The sequence below is a fragment of the Streptomyces sp. NPDC002144 genome, assembly GCF_053593695.1.
In genome coordinates this window covers 265204-284327 of record NZ_JBSFDB010000006.1, presented here as the reverse complement: position 1 = coordinate 284327, position 19124 = coordinate 265204, and the positions used below count along the sequence as shown (strand labels likewise).

At 73.4% G+C, this 19124-nt stretch carries 16 protein-coding genes; 13 read left to right on the top strand and 3 right to left on the bottom strand.

Annotation, left to right across the window (positions count from 1 at the left end; translation table 11 throughout):
- Nucleotides 1-47: 47 nt before the first annotated feature.
- On the top strand, nt 48-1163 hold the full coding sequence (alc, locus tag ACWCQ1_RS11980) for an allantoicase (RefSeq protein WP_358596552.1): 1116 nt from the start codon (nt 48-50) through the stop codon (nt 1161-1163).
- 516 nt (nt 1164-1679) lie between these two features.
- Here alc and ACWCQ1_RS11975 read toward each other — a convergent pair.
- Nucleotides 1680-2435, bottom strand: a complete 756-nt coding sequence (locus tag ACWCQ1_RS11975) for an SDR family oxidoreductase (protein WP_451026375.1) — start codon at nt 2433-2435, stop codon at nt 1680-1682.
- Between the two features lie 119 nt (nt 2436-2554).
- On the opposite strand from ACWCQ1_RS11975, the gene ACWCQ1_RS11970 reads away from it, so the two are divergent.
- The 3 genes from ACWCQ1_RS11970 to ACWCQ1_RS11960 all read left to right on the top strand — a co-directional run bounded on the left by ACWCQ1_RS11970 (nt 2555) and on the right by ACWCQ1_RS11960 (nt 4609).
- A complete protein-coding gene (locus ACWCQ1_RS11970) occupies nt 2555-3367 on the top strand; it encodes an AIM24 family protein (protein WP_133041769.1) in 813 nt (270 codons plus the stop codon).
- A 95-nt stretch (nt 3368-3462) separates the two neighbouring features.
- Nucleotides 3463-4089, top strand: coding sequence for a dihydrofolate reductase family protein (locus ACWCQ1_RS11965; RefSeq protein ID WP_133041770.1), 627 nt, complete (start codon nt 3463-3465; stop codon nt 4087-4089).
- Between the two features lie 133 nt (nt 4090-4222).
- Nucleotides 4223-4609 (top strand): ribonuclease domain-containing protein, encoded by a 387-nt coding sequence (locus ACWCQ1_RS11960; protein ID WP_358596545.1) that lies wholly within the window; start codon nt 4223-4225, stop codon nt 4607-4609.
- A gap of 1 nt (nt 4610) precedes the next feature.
- On the opposite strand, the gene ACWCQ1_RS11955 is transcribed toward ACWCQ1_RS11960, so the two are convergent.
- Nucleotides 4611-4811 carry a hypothetical protein gene (locus tag ACWCQ1_RS11955; RefSeq protein WP_133041772.1) on the bottom strand — a complete coding sequence of 67 codons (201 nt, stop codon included), beginning with the start codon at nt 4809-4811 and terminating at the stop codon, nt 4611-4613.
- A gap of 168 nt (nt 4812-4979) precedes the next feature.
- Here ACWCQ1_RS11955 and ACWCQ1_RS11950 point away from each other — a divergent pair, with 168 nt between their 5' ends.
- The 3 genes from ACWCQ1_RS11950 to ACWCQ1_RS11940 all read left to right on the top strand — a co-directional run bounded on the left by ACWCQ1_RS11950 (nt 4980) and on the right by ACWCQ1_RS11940 (nt 8207).
- Nucleotides 4980-6233 carry a sensor histidine kinase gene (locus ACWCQ1_RS11950; protein WP_451026374.1) on the top strand — a complete coding sequence of 418 codons (1254 nt, stop codon included), beginning with the start codon at nt 4980-4982 and terminating at the stop codon, nt 6231-6233.
- Between the two features lie 43 nt (nt 6234-6276).
- Nucleotides 6277-6957 (top strand): response regulator transcription factor, encoded by a 681-nt coding sequence (locus ACWCQ1_RS11945; protein WP_133041774.1) that lies wholly within the window; start codon nt 6277-6279, stop codon nt 6955-6957.
- Nucleotides 6958-7022: 65 nt separating this feature from the next.
- Nucleotides 7023-8207, top strand: coding sequence for a cytochrome P450 family protein (locus ACWCQ1_RS11940; protein ID WP_358596539.1), 1185 nt, complete (start codon nt 7023-7025; stop codon nt 8205-8207).
- Nucleotides 8208-8696: 489 nt separating this feature from the next.
- On the opposite strand, the gene ACWCQ1_RS11935 is transcribed toward ACWCQ1_RS11940, so the two are convergent.
- Complete coding sequence (locus tag ACWCQ1_RS11935) at nt 8697-9719, bottom strand: Gfo/Idh/MocA family protein (protein ID WP_133041775.1); 1023 nt, start codon at nt 9717-9719, stop codon at nt 8697-8699.
- A 130-nt stretch (nt 9720-9849) separates the two neighbouring features.
- Here ACWCQ1_RS11935 and ACWCQ1_RS11930 point away from each other — a divergent pair, with 130 nt between their 5' ends.
- The 6 genes from ACWCQ1_RS11930 (at nt 9850) to pcaDC (ending at nt 19066) form a co-directional block, all read left to right on the top strand.
- A complete protein-coding gene (locus ACWCQ1_RS11930) occupies nt 9850-10587 on the top strand; it encodes a GntR family transcriptional regulator (protein ID WP_358596764.1) in 738 nt (245 codons plus the stop codon).
- Nucleotides 10588-10718: 131 nt separating this feature from the next.
- Entirely contained in the window at nt 10719-11864 is a 1146-nt protein-coding gene (locus tag ACWCQ1_RS11925; RefSeq protein WP_358596761.1) for an ROK family glucokinase, read from the top strand.
- Complete coding sequence (locus tag ACWCQ1_RS11920; RefSeq protein WP_133041776.1) at nt 11861-12442, top strand: sugar kinase; 582 nt, start codon at nt 11861-11863, stop codon at nt 12440-12442. The genes ACWCQ1_RS11925 and ACWCQ1_RS11920 overlap by 4 nt, the downstream gene beginning before the upstream one ends.
- A gap of 100 nt (nt 12443-12542) precedes the next feature.
- On the top strand, nt 12543-15371 hold the full coding sequence (locus tag ACWCQ1_RS11915; protein ID WP_451026373.1) for an SNF2-related protein: 2829 nt from the start codon (nt 12543-12545) through the stop codon (nt 15369-15371).
- Nucleotides 15368-17632 carry an SWIM zinc finger family protein gene (locus tag ACWCQ1_RS11910; RefSeq protein WP_451026372.1) on the top strand — a complete coding sequence of 755 codons (2265 nt, stop codon included), beginning with the start codon at nt 15368-15370 and terminating at the stop codon, nt 17630-17632. The genes ACWCQ1_RS11915 and ACWCQ1_RS11910 overlap by 4 nt, the downstream gene beginning before the upstream one ends.
- A 126-nt stretch (nt 17633-17758) precedes the next feature.
- A complete protein-coding gene (gene pcaDC, locus ACWCQ1_RS11905) occupies nt 17759-19066 on the top strand; it encodes a bifunctional 3-oxoadipate enol-lactonase/4-carboxymuconolactone decarboxylase PcaDC (protein ID WP_358596528.1) in 1308 nt (435 codons plus the stop codon).
- The last annotated feature ends 58 nt before the right edge of the window (nt 19067-19124 follow it).

Genomic DNA, 19124 nt, shown 5'->3' with positions numbered 1-19124 from the left:
CCTCCCTCCGCACCCGCAGCGGCCGACTCCCGAAAGGCACACACCCCGTGACGGCGATCCCCAGCTTCACCGGCGACGCGAACCCCTACGGCGGCGGCGACCCGTACGCGGACTACCGCGCCGCCGACTTCCCCTTCACCCAGTACGCCAACCTCGCCGACCGGCAGCTCGGCGCCGGTGTCATCGCCGCCAACGACGAGTTCTTCGCCCAGCGGGAGAACCTCCTGGTGCCGGGGCCGGCCGAGTTCGACCCCGAGCACTTCGGGCACAAGGGCAAGATCATGGACGGCTGGGAGACCCGGCGCCGCCGCGGCGCGAGCGCCGGGCATCCCTGGCCGACGGCCGAGGACCACGACTGGGCCCTGGTCCGCCTCGGCGCGCCCGGCGTGATCCGGGGCATCGTCGTCGACACGGCCCACTTCCGCGGCAACTACCCGCAGGCGGTGTCGGTCGAGGGCACCTCCGTGCCCGGTTCCCCCTCCCCGGAGGAACTCCTCGGCGACGACGTGAAGTGGACGACCCTCGTCCCGCGCACCCCGGTGGGCGGCCACGCGGCGAACGGCTTCGCCGTCCTGGTCGAGCAGCGCTTCACGCACCTGCGGGTCAACCAGCACCCCGACGGAGGCATCGCCCGGCTGCGGGTGTACGGCGAGGTCGTGCCCGACCCGACGTGGCTGGCGACCCTCGGCACCTTCGACGTCGTCGCCCTGGAGAACGGCGGCCGGGTCGAGGACGCCTCGAACCTCTTCTACTCGCCGGCCACCAACACCATCCAGCCCGGCCGCTCCCGCAAGATGGACGACGGCTGGGAGACCCGCCGGCGCCGTGACCGGGGCAACGACTGGATCCGCTACCGCCTGGCGGCTCAGGCGGCCATCCGCGCCCTGGAGATCGACACGGCGTATCTGAAGGGCAACAGCGCCGGCTGGGCGTCGGTGTCCGTCAAGGACGGCGAGAGCGGCGACTGGACGGAGATCCTCCCGCGCACCCGCCTCCAGCCCGACACCAACCACCGCTTCGTCCTCCCGTCCCCGGCGACCGGCACGCACGCACGCGTGGACATCTATCCCGACGGAGGCATCTCCCGGCTGCGTCTGTTCGGTTCCCTGACGCCCCAGGGCGCGTCGGACCTGTCGGCACGGCACCAGGAACTGGGCGGCTAGCACGAGCGCGGCGGCGCGCCGGGAGACTCGCGCGCCGGGGTGAATCGCGCGCCGCGCGCCAGCGTGACCCATGCGCCGCCCGCCGGGGCCACTCGTGCGCCGGAGCGACTGGTGCGCCGTGGGCCAGGGTGACTCGTGCGCCGCATGCCCGGTGACCGTGCGCTGCCATGCCCGGGTGACCCGCGCGCCGCACGCCTGGGCGACCACGGCAGGTATGCGTAGGGCGCACCGATCACCGGTGCGCCCGATCCGTGGGTCATGCCGCGTACCCGGGCGCACGCCCGGGCGACTGGCCCCGTACGCGCGTAGGGCGCACCGATCACCGGTGCGCCCGATCCGTGGGTCATGCCGCGTGCCCGGGCGCACGCCCGGGCGACCGGCCCGTACGCGCGTGAGGCGCACCGATCACCGGTGCGCCCCGCACGTCGTTCACTCCGCGTGCCCGGCCGCACGTCCCGGCGGCCGGCCCGCACGCGCGTGAGGTGCGCCGGATCAGTGGTGCGCCTCGCGCGTGGGTCACGCCGCGTGTCCTCCGTCCACGGCGAACTCCGCCCCGGTGACGTACTCCGCCGCCGCCAGGTACGCGACCATCGACGCCACCTCCTCCGCCGTACCGAACCGTCCCACGGCCGTCATCGCCGCCTGACCCGCCGCGTACGGTCCGTCGACCGGGTTCATGTCGGTGTCGGTCGGGCCGGGATGCACGATGTTCGCCGTGATCCCGCGCCCGCCCAGCTCCCGCGCGAGCGCCTTCGTCGGGCCGACGAGGGCCGACTTGCTGGTCGCGTAGAGCGTCCCGCCGGGCCCCGGAACCCGCTGCGCCATGCACGTCCCGATCGTGATGATCCGCCCGCCCGACGGCATCCGTGCGGCCGCAGCCTGCGAGGTCAGGAACACCCCGCGCACGTTCACGGCCAGCACCCGGTCGACGTCCGTGAGCGAGAGGTCCTCCAAGGGCCTGAGCACGCCCACGCCCGCGTTGTTCACGAGCACGTCCAGCCCGCCCAGCGCCCCGGCCGCACGCTCCACCGCCCCGGCCGCCTCGCCCGCGTCCCCGGCGTCCGCGCGCAGGGCCGTGGCCCGCCGCCCCAGCGCCTCGACGCGCCGTACGACGTCCTCGGCCGCCTCCTTGCCGTTCACATAGGTGAGGGCCACGTCCGCGCCCTCCCGCGCGAGCCGCACCGCCGTCGCCGCTCCGATGCCCCGGCTGCCCCCGGTGACCAGCGCCACCTTGCCGTGCAGCGGCCCACAAGTCGTTGTCAGCGTTGTCATGGGTCCATCCCAGCGGCCGTGGCGCGCCCGCGCTGGCGGGCGTCGGACACCGACCTCGGGCCGCCCGGACAGGCCGGAGGGGCCGGAACTCTTCGCGGCACTTCTGGCGTTCTCTCCACGTGACACTTCAGCAAGAGATCGTCGGCAACGCCATGCAGATGGCGGTCGTCAACCTGCAGCCCGGCCAGACCGTCTACTGCGAGGCCGGAAAGTTCCTGTTCAAGACGGTGAACGTGACCATGGAGACCCGCCTGTCGGGCCCGTCGAACGGCGGCGGCCAGCAGCAGGGCGGAGGCGGCGGCATGGGCGGCATGCTGCGCCAGGCCATGGGCACCGCCATGCAGGTCGGCCAGCGCATGCTCGCGGGCGAGTCGATGGCCTTCCAGTACTTCAGCGCGCAGGGTGGCGAGGGCACGGTCGGCTTCGCGGGCGTGCTCCCCGGCGAGATGCGCGCCCTGGAACTCGACGGCACACGCGCGTGGTTCGCCGAGAAGGACGCCTTCGTGGCCGCGGAGTCCACCGTCGACTTCGGCATCGCCTTCCAGGGCGGCCGCACCGGCATGAGCGGCGGCGAGGGCTTCATCCTGGAGAAGTTCACCGGCCGCGGCACGGTGATCATCGCCGGCGCCGGCAACTTCATCGACCTCAACCCGGCCGACTTCGGCGGCCGCATCGAGGTCGACACCGGCTGCGTCGTCGCCTTCGAGGAGGGCATCCAGTACGGCGTCCAGCGCGTCGGCGGCCTCAACCGCCAGGGCATCATGAACGCCGTCTTCGGCGGCGAGGGCCTCTCCCTGGCCACCCTGGAGGGCAACGGCCGCGTCATCCTCCAGTCCCTGACCATCGAGAGCCTGGCCAACGCCCTGAGGAAGGCCCAGGGCGGCGACAAGCAGGGCCCGACGGGCGGCCTCTTCTCCACGAACGCCGGCTGAGCCGCCGTACACCCGCGCGTCAGCGATGAGTTGCGGGGCGCCACGGGGTCTGAGGTGATGACAACAGACCCCGCGGAAGGAAGCAGGCACCCGACATGGGCAAGCTCGTCTCCACCATCTTCGTCACCCTCGACGGCGTCTACCAGGGCCCGGGCGGCCCGCAGGAGGACACCCGGGGCGGCTTCGAGCACGGCGGCTGGAGTTTCGTCTACGGCGACGAAGGCTTCGGAGAGTTCATCGGCGAGGTCTTCGAACGCCCCTCGGCGTTCCTCCTCGGCCGCCGTACGTACGACATCTTCGCCGGGTACTGGCCGAAGGTGACCGACCCGGCCAACCGCGTCGCAGCCCAGCTGAACGCCCTGCCGAAGTACGTCCCCTCGGCCACCCTCACCGATCCCTCCTGGTCCGGCACCACCGTGCTCGGCGGCGACCTCGCCAAGGAGGTCACCGCGCTCAAGGAGCGTACCGACGGCGAGATCCAGGTGCACGGCAGCGGCGCCCTCGTGCGCTCCCTGCTCTCGCTCGACCTGCTCGACACCGTGCACCTGGCGACGTTCCCGGTGGTCCTCGGCTCCGGCCTGCGCCTCTTCCCGGAGGGCTCCGTGCCGACGCGGTTCCGCCACACCGGCGGACGTGTCACCCCCGCCGGGGTCTCCATCCAGACGTACGACGCGGCCGGCCGCCCCGAGTACGGCTCCTACGAGCTTCCGGAGAACGCCTGACCGCATGCCGTGTGGGGACCGTGTGGCGACGCACGGCCCCACGTTAACGCGCGGAAAACTCATCCGACGCCACGGCAAAATCCGCAGAGTTGTCATTGACATGCCACTGTCTACGCGCGTCATCATGTTGGCCATGAGAATCCCCCCACGCGCCACTCGCATCGGTGCCGCAGCCGCTCTCGTCTCCGCCCTCCTCGTCGGCGGCGCCGTCACCGCCACGCCGGCGGCCGCCGCCGTCGGCAGCATCTGCTACGGCGACCTGCCCTCCCAGGCGTACGACACGCTCGACCTGATCGCCTCGGGCGGCCCCTTCCCGTACTCGCAGGACGGCGTCGTCTTCCGCAACCAGGAACACGTCCTGCCCAGCCAGCCGTCCGGGTACTACCACGAGTACACGGTCAAGACGCCCGGCTCCGCCACGCGCGGGGCCCGCCGCATCGTGACCGGTGAGGAGTACCAGGAGGACTACTACACCTCCGACCACTACGCCACGTTCGACCTGATCGACTTCGACTGCTGAGTCAGCCGGACTTGCGGCTCTCCGCCGCGGCGAACAGCGCGAACGCCAGGACCAGCAGGGCGACGCTCGCATAGACCCCGTAGCCGTCGAGGAAGCCGAGCCGCCGCACGAGGCCCGCATGCCAGTGGGTGAACTCGTCCACCAGGCCCAGCACGCCCTGCACCAGCGCCAGAAAACCGAGAACCTCCAGTAGCCGTCTCATGGCACGACCCTCGCCCCGCGGTCCCCCCACGCACATCGGCCGCGGGGCGAGCCCTGTCCGACCGAAGTACCCCCTCGCGGGCCCGCACGCGCCGAAAGTCTGCGGCGGTGCGACTTTGGTCGGCGATCGCCCGCACGGAGGGGTGCGCGGCGCCCCGGCTGCGTAGATTTGTCGACCGTGAGCGATGACGAACCGGCGCGGATCGTGGGGCGCGGATGGCTGTTTCCGTCCGCCGTCCTCCATGAACTCGACCCCGACGCCGGGCGGAGGGGGCGCTCCGGGCGGCCCCGGCGCACCGCCCGCGACTGGGTCGTCGACTTCACCTGCTTCCTGCTCGCCGTGGCCATCGGTCTGGCGGCCGCGGACACCCTCTCCCACGACCAGCACACCCCGCACTCCCTGGCCGTCCTCGACCAGCTGCTCGGCGCCCTCGCCTGCGGCGCGGTCTGGGTGCGCCGCCGCTGGCCGCTCGGGCTGGCCGTCGCCATGATCCCCGTCGGCCTGCTGTCGAACACGGCGGGCGGCGCGGCCATGATCGCCCTGTTCACGCTCGCCGTGCACCGGCCCCTGCGGTACGTCGGCTGGATAGGCGGCATCCAGCTGGCACTGGTCCCGCTGTTCTTCTGGATGCGCCCCGACCCCGACCTGCCGTACCCCGGAGCGGTCGCCTTCACCGAGCTGCTCACCCTCACGGTGATCGGCTGGGGCATGTTCGTACGGTCCAAACGGCAGCTCATGGTGAGCCTGCGGGACCGGGCCCGGCGTGCCGAGACGGAGGCCCGGCTGCGGGCCGAGCAGGCACAGCGGCTGGCCCGGGAGGCCATCGCCCGGGAGATGCACGACGTCCTCGCGCACCGGCTGACGCTGCTGAGCGTCCATGCGGGCGCCCTGGAGTTCCGCCCCGACGCGCCCCGGGAGGAGATCGCGCGGGCGGCCGGCGTCATCCGGGAGAGCGCCCACGAGGCCCTGCAGGACCTGCGGGAGATCATCGGCGTGCTGCGCGCCGGCGAGTCGGACGAGGCGGGACGTCCCCAGCCGACGCTCGCCGCGCTCGACGCGCTGGTCGCCGAGTCCCGTGAGGCCGGCATGAAGGTCACCTTGGCCGGCCGGGTCGCCGACCCGGCCGCCGTGCCCGCCTCCGTCGGCCGCACCGCCTACCGCATCGCCCAGGAGGGCCTCACCAACGCCCGCAAGCACGCCCCCGGCACGGAGGTCACCGTCGAGGTCGAGGGCGCGCCCGGAGACGGCCTGGTCGTGACCGTGGGCAACCCCGCCCTCGAGGGGGACGTCCCGTCCGTCCCCGGTTCGGGGCAGGGCCTGATCGGACTGACGGAGCGGGCCACGCTGGCCGGGGGCCGGCTGGAGCACGGGGTGCGGGACGACGGCGGGTTCCAGGTGCGGGCATGGCTGCCCTGGGCATGACTTCACGCACTGAGCCGGTGGTGGATCTGGTTACGTAAGCCCCATGACTGCGATCAGACTGCTGCTCGTCGACGACGACCCCCTGGTGCGGGCCGGACTGTCCCTGATGATGGGCGGTGCCGACGACATCGAGATCGTCGGCGAGGCCGCCGACGGAAGCGAGGTCGAGGCGCTCGTCGACCGCACCCGCCCGGATGTGGTCCTCATGGACATCCGGATGCCGTCGGTCGACGGACTCACGGCCACGGAACGGCTGCGCGCCCGCAAGGACGCCCCGCAGATCGTGGTCCTCACCACCTTCCACGCCGACGAACAGGTGTTGCGCGCCCTGCGCGCGGGTGCCGCCGGGTTCGTCCTCAAGGACACCCCGCCCGCCGAGATCGTCGACGCGGTGCGCCGGGTCGCGACCGGCGATCCGGTGCTGTCGCCGACCGTCACCCGCCAGCTGGTCGAGCACGCCGTGGGCAACGCCGCCGACACGCGCCGCACGCGCGCCCGCGCGCGCATCGCGCTCCTCAACGACCGCGAACGCGAGGTCGCCGTCGCGGTCGGCCGCGGCCTCGCCAACGCCGAGATCGCCGCGGAGCTGTTCATGAGCGTCGCCACCGTGAAGACCCATGTCTCCCGCATCCTGGCCAAGCTCGACCTCAACAACCGTGTGCAGATCGCCCTGTTGGCCTACGACGCGGGGCTCCTGGAGGAAACCGGCGGCGACGGGCACTGACGGCGGTCGCCGTGCGTTGTCCCGGGTGCCGGGAGAAAACCGGACGGGGGAGGGCGGGGAAGAGCATGGCGGAGTTGATCGACCTGGGGGAGTTCGGTGACGCCTTCCGCGCCGACCCGCACCCCGTCTACGCGCGCCTGCGCGAGCGCGGCCCCGTGCACCGCGTGCGGCTGCCGGGCGTGGACGCCCACCACGAGACCTGGCTCGTCGTCGGGTACGAGGAGGCACGCGCCGCACTCGCCGACCCGCGGCTGTCGAAGGACGGCAGCAAGATCGGCATGCTGTTCCTGGACGAGGAGCTGATCGGCAAGTACCTGCTGGGCACCGACCCGCCCCAGCACACGCGGCTGCGCTCCCTGGTCTCCCGCGCCTTCACCATGCGCCGCGTGGAGCTACTGCGGCCCAGGATCCAGGAGATCACCGACGACCTGCTCGACGCGATGCTCCCGCGCGGGCGCGCCGACCTGGTCGAGTCGCTGTCCTACCCGCTGCCCATCACCGTGATCTGCGAGCTGCTGGGCGTGCCCGAGATGGACCGCTCGGAGTTCCGGAAGATCTCCACCGAGGCGGTCGCGCCGACCGACTCCGCCAGTGAGCACGCCGCGTTCGTCCGGCTCGCCGAGTACCTCACCGAGCTGATCGAGGACAAGCGCTGCGCCGGCCCGAGCGGTGACCTGCTCAGCGACCTGATCCGCACCACCGCCGAGGACGGCGACCGGCTCTCGGCGGGCGAACTGCGCGGCATGGCCTTCGTGTTGCTCATCGCCGGGCACGAGACGACGGTCAACCTCATCACCAACGCCGTCCACGCCCTGCTCACCCACCCGGACCAACTCGCCGCCCTGCGCGCCGACATGGACCTGGTGGACGGTGTCGTGGAAGAGACGCTGCGCTGGGAGGGACCGGTGGAGAACGCGACCTTCCGGTTCGCCGCCGAGACCCTGGAGATCGCCGGCACGAAGATCGTGCGGGGCGACGCGGTCATGGTCGGCCTCACCGCCGCCGACCGGGACGCCGGCCGCTATCCCGACCCCGACCGCTTCGACCCGCGCCGCGACACCCGCGGCCACCTCGCCTTCGGCCACGGCGTCCACTACTGCCTGGGCGCCCCCCTGGCCCGCCTGGAGGCCCGCACGGCGATACGCACCCTGCTGGAACGCGCCCCGGCCCTGGCCCCGGACGGCCCACCCGGCGCCTGGCTGCCGGGAATGCTGATGCGGGGTGTCCGCAGCCTGCCGATCCACTGGTGACTGCCCGCCGCCCCCACTCACGTCAAGCCGCTCACCGGAGGGTGCCCACCGGAGGGCGCTGATGCGAGGTGCTCGCTGGATGGCGCTCACCGGAAGGCGTTCACCCGAGGGCGCTGATCCGGGGGCTCACTGGAAGGTGCTTACCGGAAGGCGTTCACCAGGGGGCGGGGACCCGAAGTCGCTCGCCGGAGGGGCTCACCGGAAGTCGCTGACCGGGCGCTGACTCGGAAGGTGCTCACCCGATGGCGCTGACCCGATGGCGCTCACCGGAAGCCGCTGACCGAGGGTGCTCGCCGGAAGGCGTTTACTCGAGGGCGCTAACCGGAGGGTGCTTACCGAAAGGCGTTTACTCGAGGGCGTTCACCCGAGGGTGCTCACCCGAGGGTGCTCAGCGGAGGCCACTCACCGGAACGCGCTCACCGAGGGTGCTTACCGAAGGGGGCTCCACAGAGGGCGCTCACCGGAAGGCGCTCACCCGCCCGAAGGCGTTCATCGGAAGGCCGACTCCACCCGGCCCGGGATTTCCGCCAGGGCCACCGGCCTGCGCTCTCGGCGGGAGACCTCGCAGGCCTCGGCGATCCGTAGCGCCTGCAGCGCCTCGCGGCCGTCGCAGGGGTTGGCGCGGTGGCCCAGGACCACCTCGACGAAGGCGGACAGTTCGGCCTCGTAGGCGGGTCCGAAGCGCTCCAGGAACCCCGACCACGGCTTGTCCGCGGCCGGCGGCCCGGTCGGCTCGGTGGACGCGATCGGCGTACGGTCGTCCAGCCCGACCACGATCTGGTCCAGCTCCCCGGCCAGCTCCATCCGCACGTCGTACCCGGCGCCGTTCATCCGCGTCGCCGTGGCGGTGGCGAGCGTGCCGTCGTCCAGGGTCAGCAGCGCCGCGCCGGTGTCGACGTCGCCCGCCTCCCGGAACATTGCGGGCCCGGCGTCGGACCCGGCCGCGTACACGTCGACGACCTCGTGCCCGGTCACCCAGCGCAGGACGTCGAAGTCGTGGATCAGCGTGTCCCGGTACAGCCCGCCGGACAGCGGCAGCCACGAGGGCGGCGGCGGGGCCTGGTCGGACGTCAGCGCCCTTACGGTGTGCAGCCGCCCGAGCCGGCCCGAGCGCACCGCGTCCCGGGCGCCCGTGTAGCCCTTGTCGAAGCGGCGCTGGAACCCCATCTGCAGAATGGTTCCGGCGGATTCGACCTCGGCGATCGCGCTTAAGGTGCCGGGCAGATCCAGGGCGATGGGCTTCTCGCAGAACACCGGGAGCCCCGAGCGTGCTGCCCGACCGATCAGTTCGGCGTGGGCCGCCGTGGCCGTGGTGATCACCACGGCGTCGACGCCCCACCGGAAGATCTCGTCCACTCCCGGCGCCGCCGTCTCCCCGAGCCGGTTCGCGAGCTCCTGGGCCCGCGCCGGATCCACGTCCGTGAGGATCAGCGAGCCCACCTCCCGGTGGCGGCTGAGCGTGTTCGCATGAATCGTGCCGATGCGGCCCGTCCCGATGACACCGATGCGCATGAGAACAAAAGTGGGGCTCCGAGCCGGGTGCTGTCAATGCATATGTCCGGACAATCGAACTACACAACTTCCCGTCAACAACGCCTGGAGCTACGCTCGGCCCGTGCCGAAACCAGAAACGGACCCGACCGTGTCGCTCGAGCTCAGTGTGGACCGCAGCTCTCCCGTGCCCCTGTACTTCCAGCTGTCGCAGCAGCTGGAGGCGGCGATCGAGCACGGCTCGCTCACCCCCGGCAGCCTGCTGGGCAACGAGATCGAGCTGGCCGCACGGCTCGGCCTGTCCCGGCCCACCGTCCGCCAGGCCATCCAGTCGCTCGTCGACAAGGGCCTCCTGGTGCGCCGCCGCGGCGTTGGCACCCAGGTCGTGCACAGCCAGGTCAAACGCCCCCTGGAGCTCTCCAGCCTGTACGACGACCTGGAGGCGGCCGGCCAGCGCCCCGCCACGAAGGTCCTGGTCAACACGGTCGTCCCGGCCACCGCCGAGGTCGCCGCCGCACTCGGCGTCGCCGAGGACAGCGACGTGCACCGCGTCGAACGCCTCCGTCTCGCGCACGGCGAACCGATGGCACACCTGTGCAACTTCATCCCGCTGGGGCTGCTAGACCTGGACACGTCCCAGCTGGAGTCCACCGGCCTGTACCGCATGATGCGCGCCGTGGGCATCACCCTGCACAGCGCCCGCCAGACCATCGGGGCCCGCGGAGCGACGTCCGCCGAGGCCGACCGCCTCGGCGAGCAGGAGGGGGCACCGCTGCTCACCATGCAGCGCGTCACGTTCGACGACACGGGCAGAGCGGTCGAGTACGGCACGCACACGTACCGCCCGTCCCGCTACTCCTTCGAGTTCCAGCTGCTCGTACGGTCCTGAGGGGCTCGGAAGAGGGTCCGGGTATGTCGCAATGTAAGGGCAACCGGATCACTCAGTGGCGCGCGGGGCCGTACCGATGTGCGGCTCCCCGTTCGGCGCCCACCGTGAGCGTGCGGCACAATCGGGCCTTGATGAGCACCTACGGCAACTTCACCGCCCCCATAGGTTCCCGCCGCGCCCCCGCACTGCGCACCGTCGGCACCCGGGAACGCCGGTCGCACCTGACCGCCCCCCGGGTCCCCACCGTGGGCATCGACATCGGCGGCACCAAGGTGATGGCCGGCGTCGTGGACGCCGACGGCAACATCCTGGAGAAGCTCCGCACGGAGACGCCGGACAAGTCCAAGAGCCCCAAGGTCGTCGAGGACACCATCGTCGAACTGGTCCTGGACCTCTCCGACCGTCACGACGTGCACGCCGTCGGCATCGGCGCGGCCGGCTGGGTGGACGCCGACCGCAACCGCGTCCTGTTCGCCCCGCACCTGTCCTGGCGCAACGAGCCCCTGCGCGACCGCCTCGCGGGCCGGCTCGCCGTGCCCGTCCTGGTGGACAACGACGCCAACTCCGCCGCCTGGGCCGAGTGGCGCTTCGGCGCCGGCCGGGGCGAGGACCACCTGGTCATGATCACCCTGGGTACCGGCATCGGCGGCGCCATATTGGAGGACGGCCAGGTCAAGCGCGGCAAGTACGGCGTCGCCGGCGAGTTCGGCCATATGCAGGTCGTGCCCGGCGGCCACCGCTGCCCGTGCGGCAACCGCGGCTGCTGGGAGCAGTACAGCTCCGGCAACGCCCTGGTGCGGGAGGCCAAGGAGCTGGCCGCCGCGGACTCCCCGGTGGCGTACGGGATCATCGAGCACGTCAAGGGGCAGATCGGCGACATCACCGGCCCGATGATCACCGAGCTGGCCCGTGAGGGCGACGCGATGTGCGTCGAGCTGCTGCAGGACATCGGCCAGTGGCTCGGCGTCGGCATCGCCAACCTCGCCGCGGCCCTGGACCCGTCCTGCTTCGTGATCGGCGGTGGCGTCAGCGCGGCCGACGACCTGCTCATCGCCCCCGCGCGCGACGCCTTCAAGCGGCAGCTCACCGGCCGCGGCTACCGCCCCGAGGCCCGGATCGTGCGCGCCCAGCTCGGCCCCGAGGCGGGCATGGTGGGCGCCGCCGACCTCGCCCGGCTGGTCGCCCGCCGCTTCCGCCGCGCCAACCGGCGCCGGGTCGAGCGGTACGAGCGCTACGCGCGCTACACCCAGGGCCGCTCCACCCGGGACACCGCATGACGGCATCCCTGTCGCAGCAGGGCGCGACCGCGGGCGAGCCGTCCCAGCAGGCCGAGGCGCGCGGTCACAAGATCCGCCGACGGGCGCTCACCCTGCTCATCATCGGGCTGCTCATCGGCGTCCCGGCCGGCTATCTGGTGATCTCCGCGGCCCAGAGCCGCGACAGCGGCAAGGACAAGGAGGCCAAGTACGCGGCGACCGGCCTCACTAGGGACTGGCCGTCGAAGGTGCAGCGTCGCCTCTATCAGGTGCCGATGCCGCACCCCTCGGGCATGGTCGCCTCCTACGAGACCAACAACTGGAAGACCAGCCGGCTCTACGTCCAGTTCCAGACGCCCGTGCGCAACCTCGACGTCTTCCTCCACGACATGGGCGTCACCCGCGCCGATCTGAAGAAGGACGACATCACGATCAGCGCCCGCGACCAGAAGATCACCGGCTGGATCTTCACCCGCCCCGGCCCCTGGTACGGCCTCACCCACAAACAGAAGAGCCCGAAGCCGACGCAGGACGTCGTGGTGAACCTGGCCAACCCGCGCAACCCGTTCTTCTACGTCGTCTCCCGCACCGTTCCGTAGCGGGGGCGGCCCCGGCGGGGTCGTCGGGGCCGATTGTCAGAGGCCGCCCGTAGAGTCGAAGACGTCTGATCCGACACACGGGCGGGAGGTGACAGGTCGTATGCGTGCGACGGCTGCGGTGGCCGAGCGGGAGCGGGGGGACGCGGAGGCGTCGGTCCCCGTCCGGCTCGCGGCGGTCTTCCTGCCCGCGCCCCTGCCCCGGGACGGGCGCGTTGCCTTCTGGGACCCCGACGGCGGCCCCCTGCCCGCCGAGGACACCGAGCTCACGGTCGTACGACGGCACGGCGCGGGCGTACGACGCCGGACCATCCCCGCCCTGACCCTGCCGGTCGGCGAGGCCCTGCCTCTCCTCGTCCGCGCCCGGCGCGACCCGGCCGCCCACCCCGCCACCGCCTGCTGGGGCGCGGCCGCCCTGCACGCCCTGCGGCTGACCGCGCGCGGCCGACTGCTGCCCGGACTGACGGCGAGCGGCCACGACGCCTGGCGGGCCGGCCCGCTGGACCCGGACGACATCGCGCACCTCCGCGCGGTCGCCGCCGCGCTGCCCTCCGAGGGACACGCGGTCCCGCTGCCCGGCCCCGGCCCGCTGCGGCTGCCCCAGCCGGAGGCGCTGATGCGTTCCTTCCTGGACGCGGTCGCCGACACCCTGCCCCGTACCCCCGCCGCACCCCATGTCTCCGGCAGGCCCTTCGCGGACCGCCGGCCCCAGCGCCTGCCCGCCGCCCAGGAGTGGGCGGCGGAGGTCGCCGCCGGCATGGACGCGGGCGTGCGCATCTCGCTCCGCCTCGACCTGTCGGCGTACGAACTGTTCGACGACGACGAGGGCGTGCGCAGGGCGGGCGCCGCGATCGTCCAGGTGCACAGCCTCGCCGACCCCACCATGGTCGTCGACGCGGCGGCCCTGTGGGCGGGCGAGGCGGACGCGGTGTTCGGCCCCCGCGCCCGAGTGGACGCGGCCCTCGCCGTGCGCCGCGCGGCCCGGATCTGGCCGCCGCTCGACCGCCTCGCCGAGCAGGACGTGCCCGACGTCCTGGCGCTGTACGACGACGAGCTGGGCGATCTGCTCGGCGTGGCCGCCACCCGGCTCGCGGCCGCCGGGGTCGCCGTGCACTGGCCCCGCGACCTCGCCCAGGACCTGTCCGCGGCAGCGGTCGTACGGTCCGCGCCGGGCTCGGCGACCGACGGCACCGGCTTCTTCGAGAGCGAGGAACTGCTGCAGTTCCGCTGGCAGTTGGCGCTCGGCGGCGATCCCCTCAGCGAGGCGGAGATGGACGCCCTCGCCGAGGCCCACCGCCCGGTCGTACGGCTGCGGGACCGCTGGGTCCTGGTGGACCCCGCCCTCGTCCGCAAGGCCCGCAAACGCGAACTGGGCCTGCTGGACCCCGTCGACGCGCTCTCCGTGGCCCTGACCGGCAGCGCGGAGGTGGAGGGCGAGACGGTCGAGGCGGTACCGGTCGGCGCGCTCGCCGCCCTCCGTGAGCGGCTGACGGCGGGAGTGCGCCCCGCCGAACCACCCCCGGATCTGCGGGCCACCCTCCGCGACTACCAACTCCGGGGCCTGGCCTGGCTGGACCTCATGACCTCCCTCGGCCTCGGCGGCTGCCTCGCGGACGACATGGGGCTCGGCAAGACGATCACCGTCATCGCCCTGCATCTCAAGCGGGCCCGCACCGAGCCGACCCTGGTGATCTGCCCGGCCTCCCTGCTGGGCAACTGGCAGCGGGAGATCACCCGGTTCGCGCCCGGCGTCCCCGTCCGCCGCTTCCACGGCCCGGACCGCACGCTCGACGACCTCGAGGGCGGCTTCGTGCTGACGACGTACGGCACGATGCGCACGACCGCGCCGCGGCTGGCCGAGCAGCGCTGGGGGATGGTCGTCGCCGACGAGGCCCAACACGTCAAGAACCCCTACTCGGCCACCGCGAAGGCACTGCGCACCATCCCCTCCCCGGCACGCGTGGCCCTGACCGGCACACCCGTGGAGAACAACCTCTCCGAACTGTGGGCCCTGCTCGACTGGACCACCCCCGGGCTCCTGGGCCCCCTGAAGTCCTTCCGTGCCCGCCACGCGCGCGCGGTGGAGAACGGCGAGGACGAGGAGGCGGTGCGGCGGCTGGCCCGCCTGGTGCGCCCCTTCCTCCTGCGCCGCAAGAAGTCCGACCCCGGGATCGTCCCCGAACTGCCGCCGAAGACCGAGACGGACCATCCGGTGCCGCTGACCCGGGAACAGGCGGCGCTGTACGAGGCGGTGGTGCGGGAGTCGATGCTGGCCATCGAGACCGCGGAGGGCATCGCACGGCGGGGCCTGGTGCTGAAGCTGCTGGGCGCGCTGAAGCAGATCTGCGACCATCCGGCGCTGTACCTGAAGGAGGAGCCGGGGGCCGACGCCCGTCTGCTCGCCCGCTCCGGCAAACTCGCGCTGCTGGACGAGCTGTTGGACACGGTGCTGGCGGAGGACGGATCGGCGCTGGTCTTCACCCAGTACGTGGGGATGGCCCGCCTGATCGCCGCCCACCTCTCCGCCCGCGCCGTTCCGGTGGAGCTTCTTCACGGCGGCACGCCCGTCCCCGACCGCGAGCACATGGTGGACCGCTTCCAGTCCGGCGCGACCGCGGTCCTGGTGCTGTCCCTCAAGGCGGCCGGCACCGGACTGAACCTCACCCGCGCGGGCCATGTCGTCCACTTCGACCGCTGGTGGAACCCGGCCGTGGAGGAACAGGCCACCGACCGTGCCTACCGCATCGGCCAGACCCAGCCCGTCCAGGTCCACCGCCTCATCACCGAGGGCACGGTCGAGGACCGTATCGCCGAGATGCTCGAAGCCAAGCGTGCCCTCGCCGACGCCATCCTCGGCTCCGGCGAGTCGGCCCTCACGGAACTGTCCGACCGCGAACTGTCCGACCTCGTGTCCCTCCGGAGGCCCACATGACCCCGGGCCCGGCGGACGAGGCCCGCCGAGCCCTGCGGGAAGCCCTGCAGCGGCAGCGGCGGGCGGCGGGGGGAGAGGCAGAGCCGCCGGCGGTGGAGCAGTCGGCGGTCGGGCAGCCCGCCGTGAAGCAGCCCTCGGCGGAGCAGCCTTCGGCCGGGGGCGCAGGGGCCGGGGACCCGGCGGCCGGTGATGCGACGGCGACTGACAAGAGCGCGGCGACGGAGAAAAGCGCGGCGACCGACAGCGCGGCGACCGAGGAATCCGCGGGAACCGAGGAGGCGCCCGCGTCTCTCCGGCGTGATGAATCCCGGCCCGCCGACGGCGCACGTGCGGCACTGCGTGAGGCGGTCGCCGCCAGGCGGGGGAGGGGCGAGGACACCGATGACGCGGGGCGCGCCGGCACGTCCGAGAACTCCCGACCGGCCGACTCGGTGCAGAGCGACGCGGACTTCTCGAACGGGGAGACCCAGCCCCCGAGCGCGCGGCCCCAGGGCGACGACGAGAGCCCGTCGACCAGCGAGGGGGCGGAGAAGAACCCTTCGGCAACGGATCCCGCGGCTGTGCGCCCCGCCACCGTGGCGCGGGAGGCTCTGCGAGCCGCTCGGAGTGAGGCGCGGCGGGTCGAGGCGGAGGCGGGGCGCTCGGGTGGCCGACCGGCCTGGGGGCCACGTCGTGCGGAGCGGGCCGGGGACGGACGCGGTGCCGGCACGGTCCGTCGTAGCGGCGACGGTGGCGGTGGCGCAACGGCGCGCAACGTGAAGGAGCTGCTGGCCGGGGCCTTCCGGATGCCTTCGCCGGACGAGGCGGACGGCCCGGGCCACGACGACGTCCGTGCTGCTCAGGGTTCAGGCGCGATTCGGCCGACCCCGCCCGCGTCACCCCTCCCGAGCGACCCCTCCCACACCACCGACTCCTCCCGCCCCCGGCCCTCCGACACCCCCGCACCACCCCAGCACGCGCCCTCCATGGCCGCCCCCGCCCGCGATGGAGAACTGCGCCGCACCTTCCCGGCATTGCCGGCTCCGCCCCCGGTACCGGCGGCCTCCGGCGCGTCCGACCCCTCGGCCGGGCCCCGGTTCGCGGCGACCTGGTGGGGAAATGCCTGGGTGACCGCGCTGGAGGAGGGCGCGCTGGACGCCAAGCGGCTGGCGCGTGGGCGGAGTTACGCCGAGCAGGGGCATGTGGACGCCATCACCGTCACCCCGGGGCTCGTGCTGGCATATGTGCAGGGCAGCCGGCCACGCCCGTATCGCGTGCAGGTGAGGCTGCGGACCCTGGACGACGCCGACTGGGCCCGGTTCCTGGACGCCGCCGTCGAGCGGCCCGGGCACATCGCCGCGCTGCTCGACAAGGAGCTGCCGCAGTCCCTCGCCGACTGCGGCGTGCCGTTGCTGCCCGGACCGCGCGACCTCGACCCGCACTGCAGCTGCCCCGACCGCGGCCACCCCTGCAAGCACGCCGCCGCCCTCTGCTACCAGACGGCCCGTCTGCTCGACGCCGACCCCTTCGTCCTGCTTCTGCTGCGCGGCCGCGGCGAACGCGAGCTGCTCGATGCCCTCTCCCGGCTGAACGCCGCCCGTGCGGCCCGCGCCGCCCAGGACCAGGAACCGGCACCACTTCCCGGCGTACGCGCCACGGAAGCCCTCGCGCAACGCCGGCTCCCGCCGCTGCCGCAGCCGTTGCCCGTACCGCCCCACCCCGAGCAGCCCCCGGTCTACCCCGCCGCGCCCGGCGGCCCGGACCCCTTCGCGCTGGACCAGCTGGCCACCGACGCCGCGGCCCGCGCCCACGCCCTGCTGACCTCCGGACGGGACCCGGTGGCGGAGCTGACGCTGTGGCAGGACGCGGTCCGGCTCGCCGCCGCCCGCCCCGGTTCCGGCCTCACCGGCGCCACCCGCGCGCTGTACGCCTCGCTGGCCTCGGCCACCGGCCGCACCGCGGCCGACCTGGCCCGCGCGGTCGCCGCCTGGCGCCAGGGCGGCCTGGAGGGGCTGGCCGTCCTGGAGGAGCCCTGGGACCCGCCCGCTGGGCGCTTCGACCGGGCCCGCCCCCTTCTCCTCGCCGCGGACCTCCCCGCCTTCCGCCCCTGGCGCAACCACCTCACCCACCCCCGCGGGCACGTCCAGCTCCGTCTCGGCCGCGACGGCCTCTGGTACGCCTACGAGTCGGAGCCGGGCCGTGACGACTGGTGGCCCCGCGGCACCCCCGACCTCGACCCGGTGGGCGCCCTCACGGGTCTCGGCACACCGGGTGATCCATGACCGTGGTGCCGTGCGCCGCTGTCCCGTGAAGGCGGTGTGAGGGTTCGCCGGTGATCCCCTGGAGCAGGGTGTGAGGTCTGGGGGCCGAGGGGCCGGGGGGCCGGAGACGGCGGTTAGCGTGGAGCGGTGAGTGAGACGAAGTCCCCCGCCCTCCAGTACCGCTTCGACGGCCCGGACGACGCCCCTGTCCTCATCCTCGGACCCTCGCTCGGTACCACCTGGCACATGTGGGACCGTCAGGTGCCGGAGCTGACGAAGCAGTGGCGTGTCTTCCGGTTCGACCTGCCGGGGCACGGCGGCGCGCCCGCGTACCCGGCGGGCTCGGTCGCCGAGCTGGTCTCCCGGCTGCTGGCCACGCTCGACGGGCTCGGCGTGCAGCGCTTCGGCTACGCCGGCTGCGCGTTCGGCGGCGCGGTCGGTCTGGAGCTGGCGCTGCGCCACCCGGAGCGGCTCGCCTCGCTCGCGCTGATCGCCGCCTCGCCCCGCTTCGGCACGGCGGACGAGTTCCGCCAGCGCGGGGTGATCGTACGGACGAACGGGCTCGACCCCATCGCCCGTTCCTCCCCGGACCGCTGGTTCACCGGCGGGTTCGCGGCCACGCAGCCCGCGATCACCGACTGGGCCGTGCAGATGGTGCGCACCACGGACCCCGGCTGCTACATAGCCGCCTGCGAGGCGCTGGCCGCCTTCGACGTCCGGTCCGAGCTGGGCAGCGTGGGCGTGCCGACGCTCGTCCTCGTGGGCTCGGAGGACCAGGTCACCGGGCCCGCCGAGGCCCGTACCCTGGTCGCGGGGATCCCCGACGCCCGGCTGGCCGTGGTGCCCGCCGCCTCCCACCTGGTGCCGGTCGAGCAGCCCGCCGCCGTCACCGACCTGCTGGTCCGGCACTTCTCCACCGCCTGGCAGCCCGGCTACGTCGAGTCCTCCACCGGTCAGATCGCCATCCCGGCGGCGCCCGTCACGCCGGTCCTCACCGCGCCGGTGCAGCCCGCGCGGTCCGTTCCCATCGCCGAGATCGCGCCGGCGGCCGTACCGCCGCAGCCGAACGGCCGAACGGACCCGTACGAGGCGGGGCTCAAGGTCCGCCGCGAAGTGCTCGGCGACGCGCACGTGGACCGGACGCTGGCGCAGGCGGACGAGTTCTCGGGCGATTTCCAGGAGTTGGTCACCCGCTACGCCTGGGGCGAGATCTGGGACCGTCCCGGCCTGGACCGGCGGACCCGCAGCTGTGTCACCCTCACCGCGCTGGTCGCCGGCGGTCACCTGGATCAGCTCGCCTCCCACACCCGCGCGGCCCTGCGCAACGGCCTCACGCCGGGCGAGATCAAGGAGGTGCTGCTGCAGGCGGCCGTCTACTGCGGTGTGCCGGCGGCCGGCAGCGCCTTCAAGGTGGCCCAGCAGGTGATCAAGGAGGAGACGACCCCGACGGAGTGACCGCCGGCCGGGCGGCGCACGTCCAGGGGCGGGCCGTCCCGGTGGCGCGCGACAGGGC

Bases quoted from the DNA above. Each gene is read 5' to 3' on its own strand.
- ACWCQ1_RS11975 (WP_451026375.1), bottom strand. From the start codon at position 2,435: ATGACAACGCTGACAACGACTTGTGGGCCGCTGCACGGCAAGGTGGCG.
- ACWCQ1_RS11965 (WP_133041770.1), top strand. From the start codon at position 3,463: ATGGGCAAGCTCGTCTCCACCATCTTCGTCACCCTCGACGGCGTCTAC.
- ACWCQ1_RS11960 (WP_358596545.1), top strand. From the start codon at position 4,223: ATGAGAATCCCCCCACGCGCCACTCGCATCGGTGCCGCAGCCGCTCTC.
- ACWCQ1_RS11955 (WP_133041772.1), bottom strand. From the start codon at position 4,811: ATGAGACGGCTACTGGAGGTTCTCGGTTTTCTGGCGCTGGTGCAGGGC.
- ACWCQ1_RS11945 (WP_133041774.1), top strand. From the start codon at position 6,277: ATGACTGCGATCAGACTGCTGCTCGTCGACGACGACCCCCTGGTGCGG.
- ACWCQ1_RS11940 (WP_358596539.1), top strand. From the start codon at position 7,023: ATGGCGGAGTTGATCGACCTGGGGGAGTTCGGTGACGCCTTCCGCGCC.
- ACWCQ1_RS11935 (WP_133041775.1), bottom strand. From the start codon at position 9,719: ATGCGCATCGGTGTCATCGGGACGGGCCGCATCGGCACGATTCATGCG.
- ACWCQ1_RS11925 (WP_358596761.1), top strand. From the start codon at position 10,719: ATGAGCACCTACGGCAACTTCACCGCCCCCATAGGTTCCCGCCGCGCC.
- ACWCQ1_RS11920 (WP_133041776.1), top strand. From the start codon at position 11,861: ATGACGGCATCCCTGTCGCAGCAGGGCGCGACCGCGGGCGAGCCGTCC.
- ACWCQ1_RS11915 (WP_451026373.1), top strand. From the start codon at position 12,543: ATGCGTGCGACGGCTGCGGTGGCCGAGCGGGAGCGGGGGGACGCGGAG.
- ACWCQ1_RS11910 (WP_451026372.1), top strand. From the start codon at position 15,368: ATGACCCCGGGCCCGGCGGACGAGGCCCGCCGAGCCCTGCGGGAAGCC.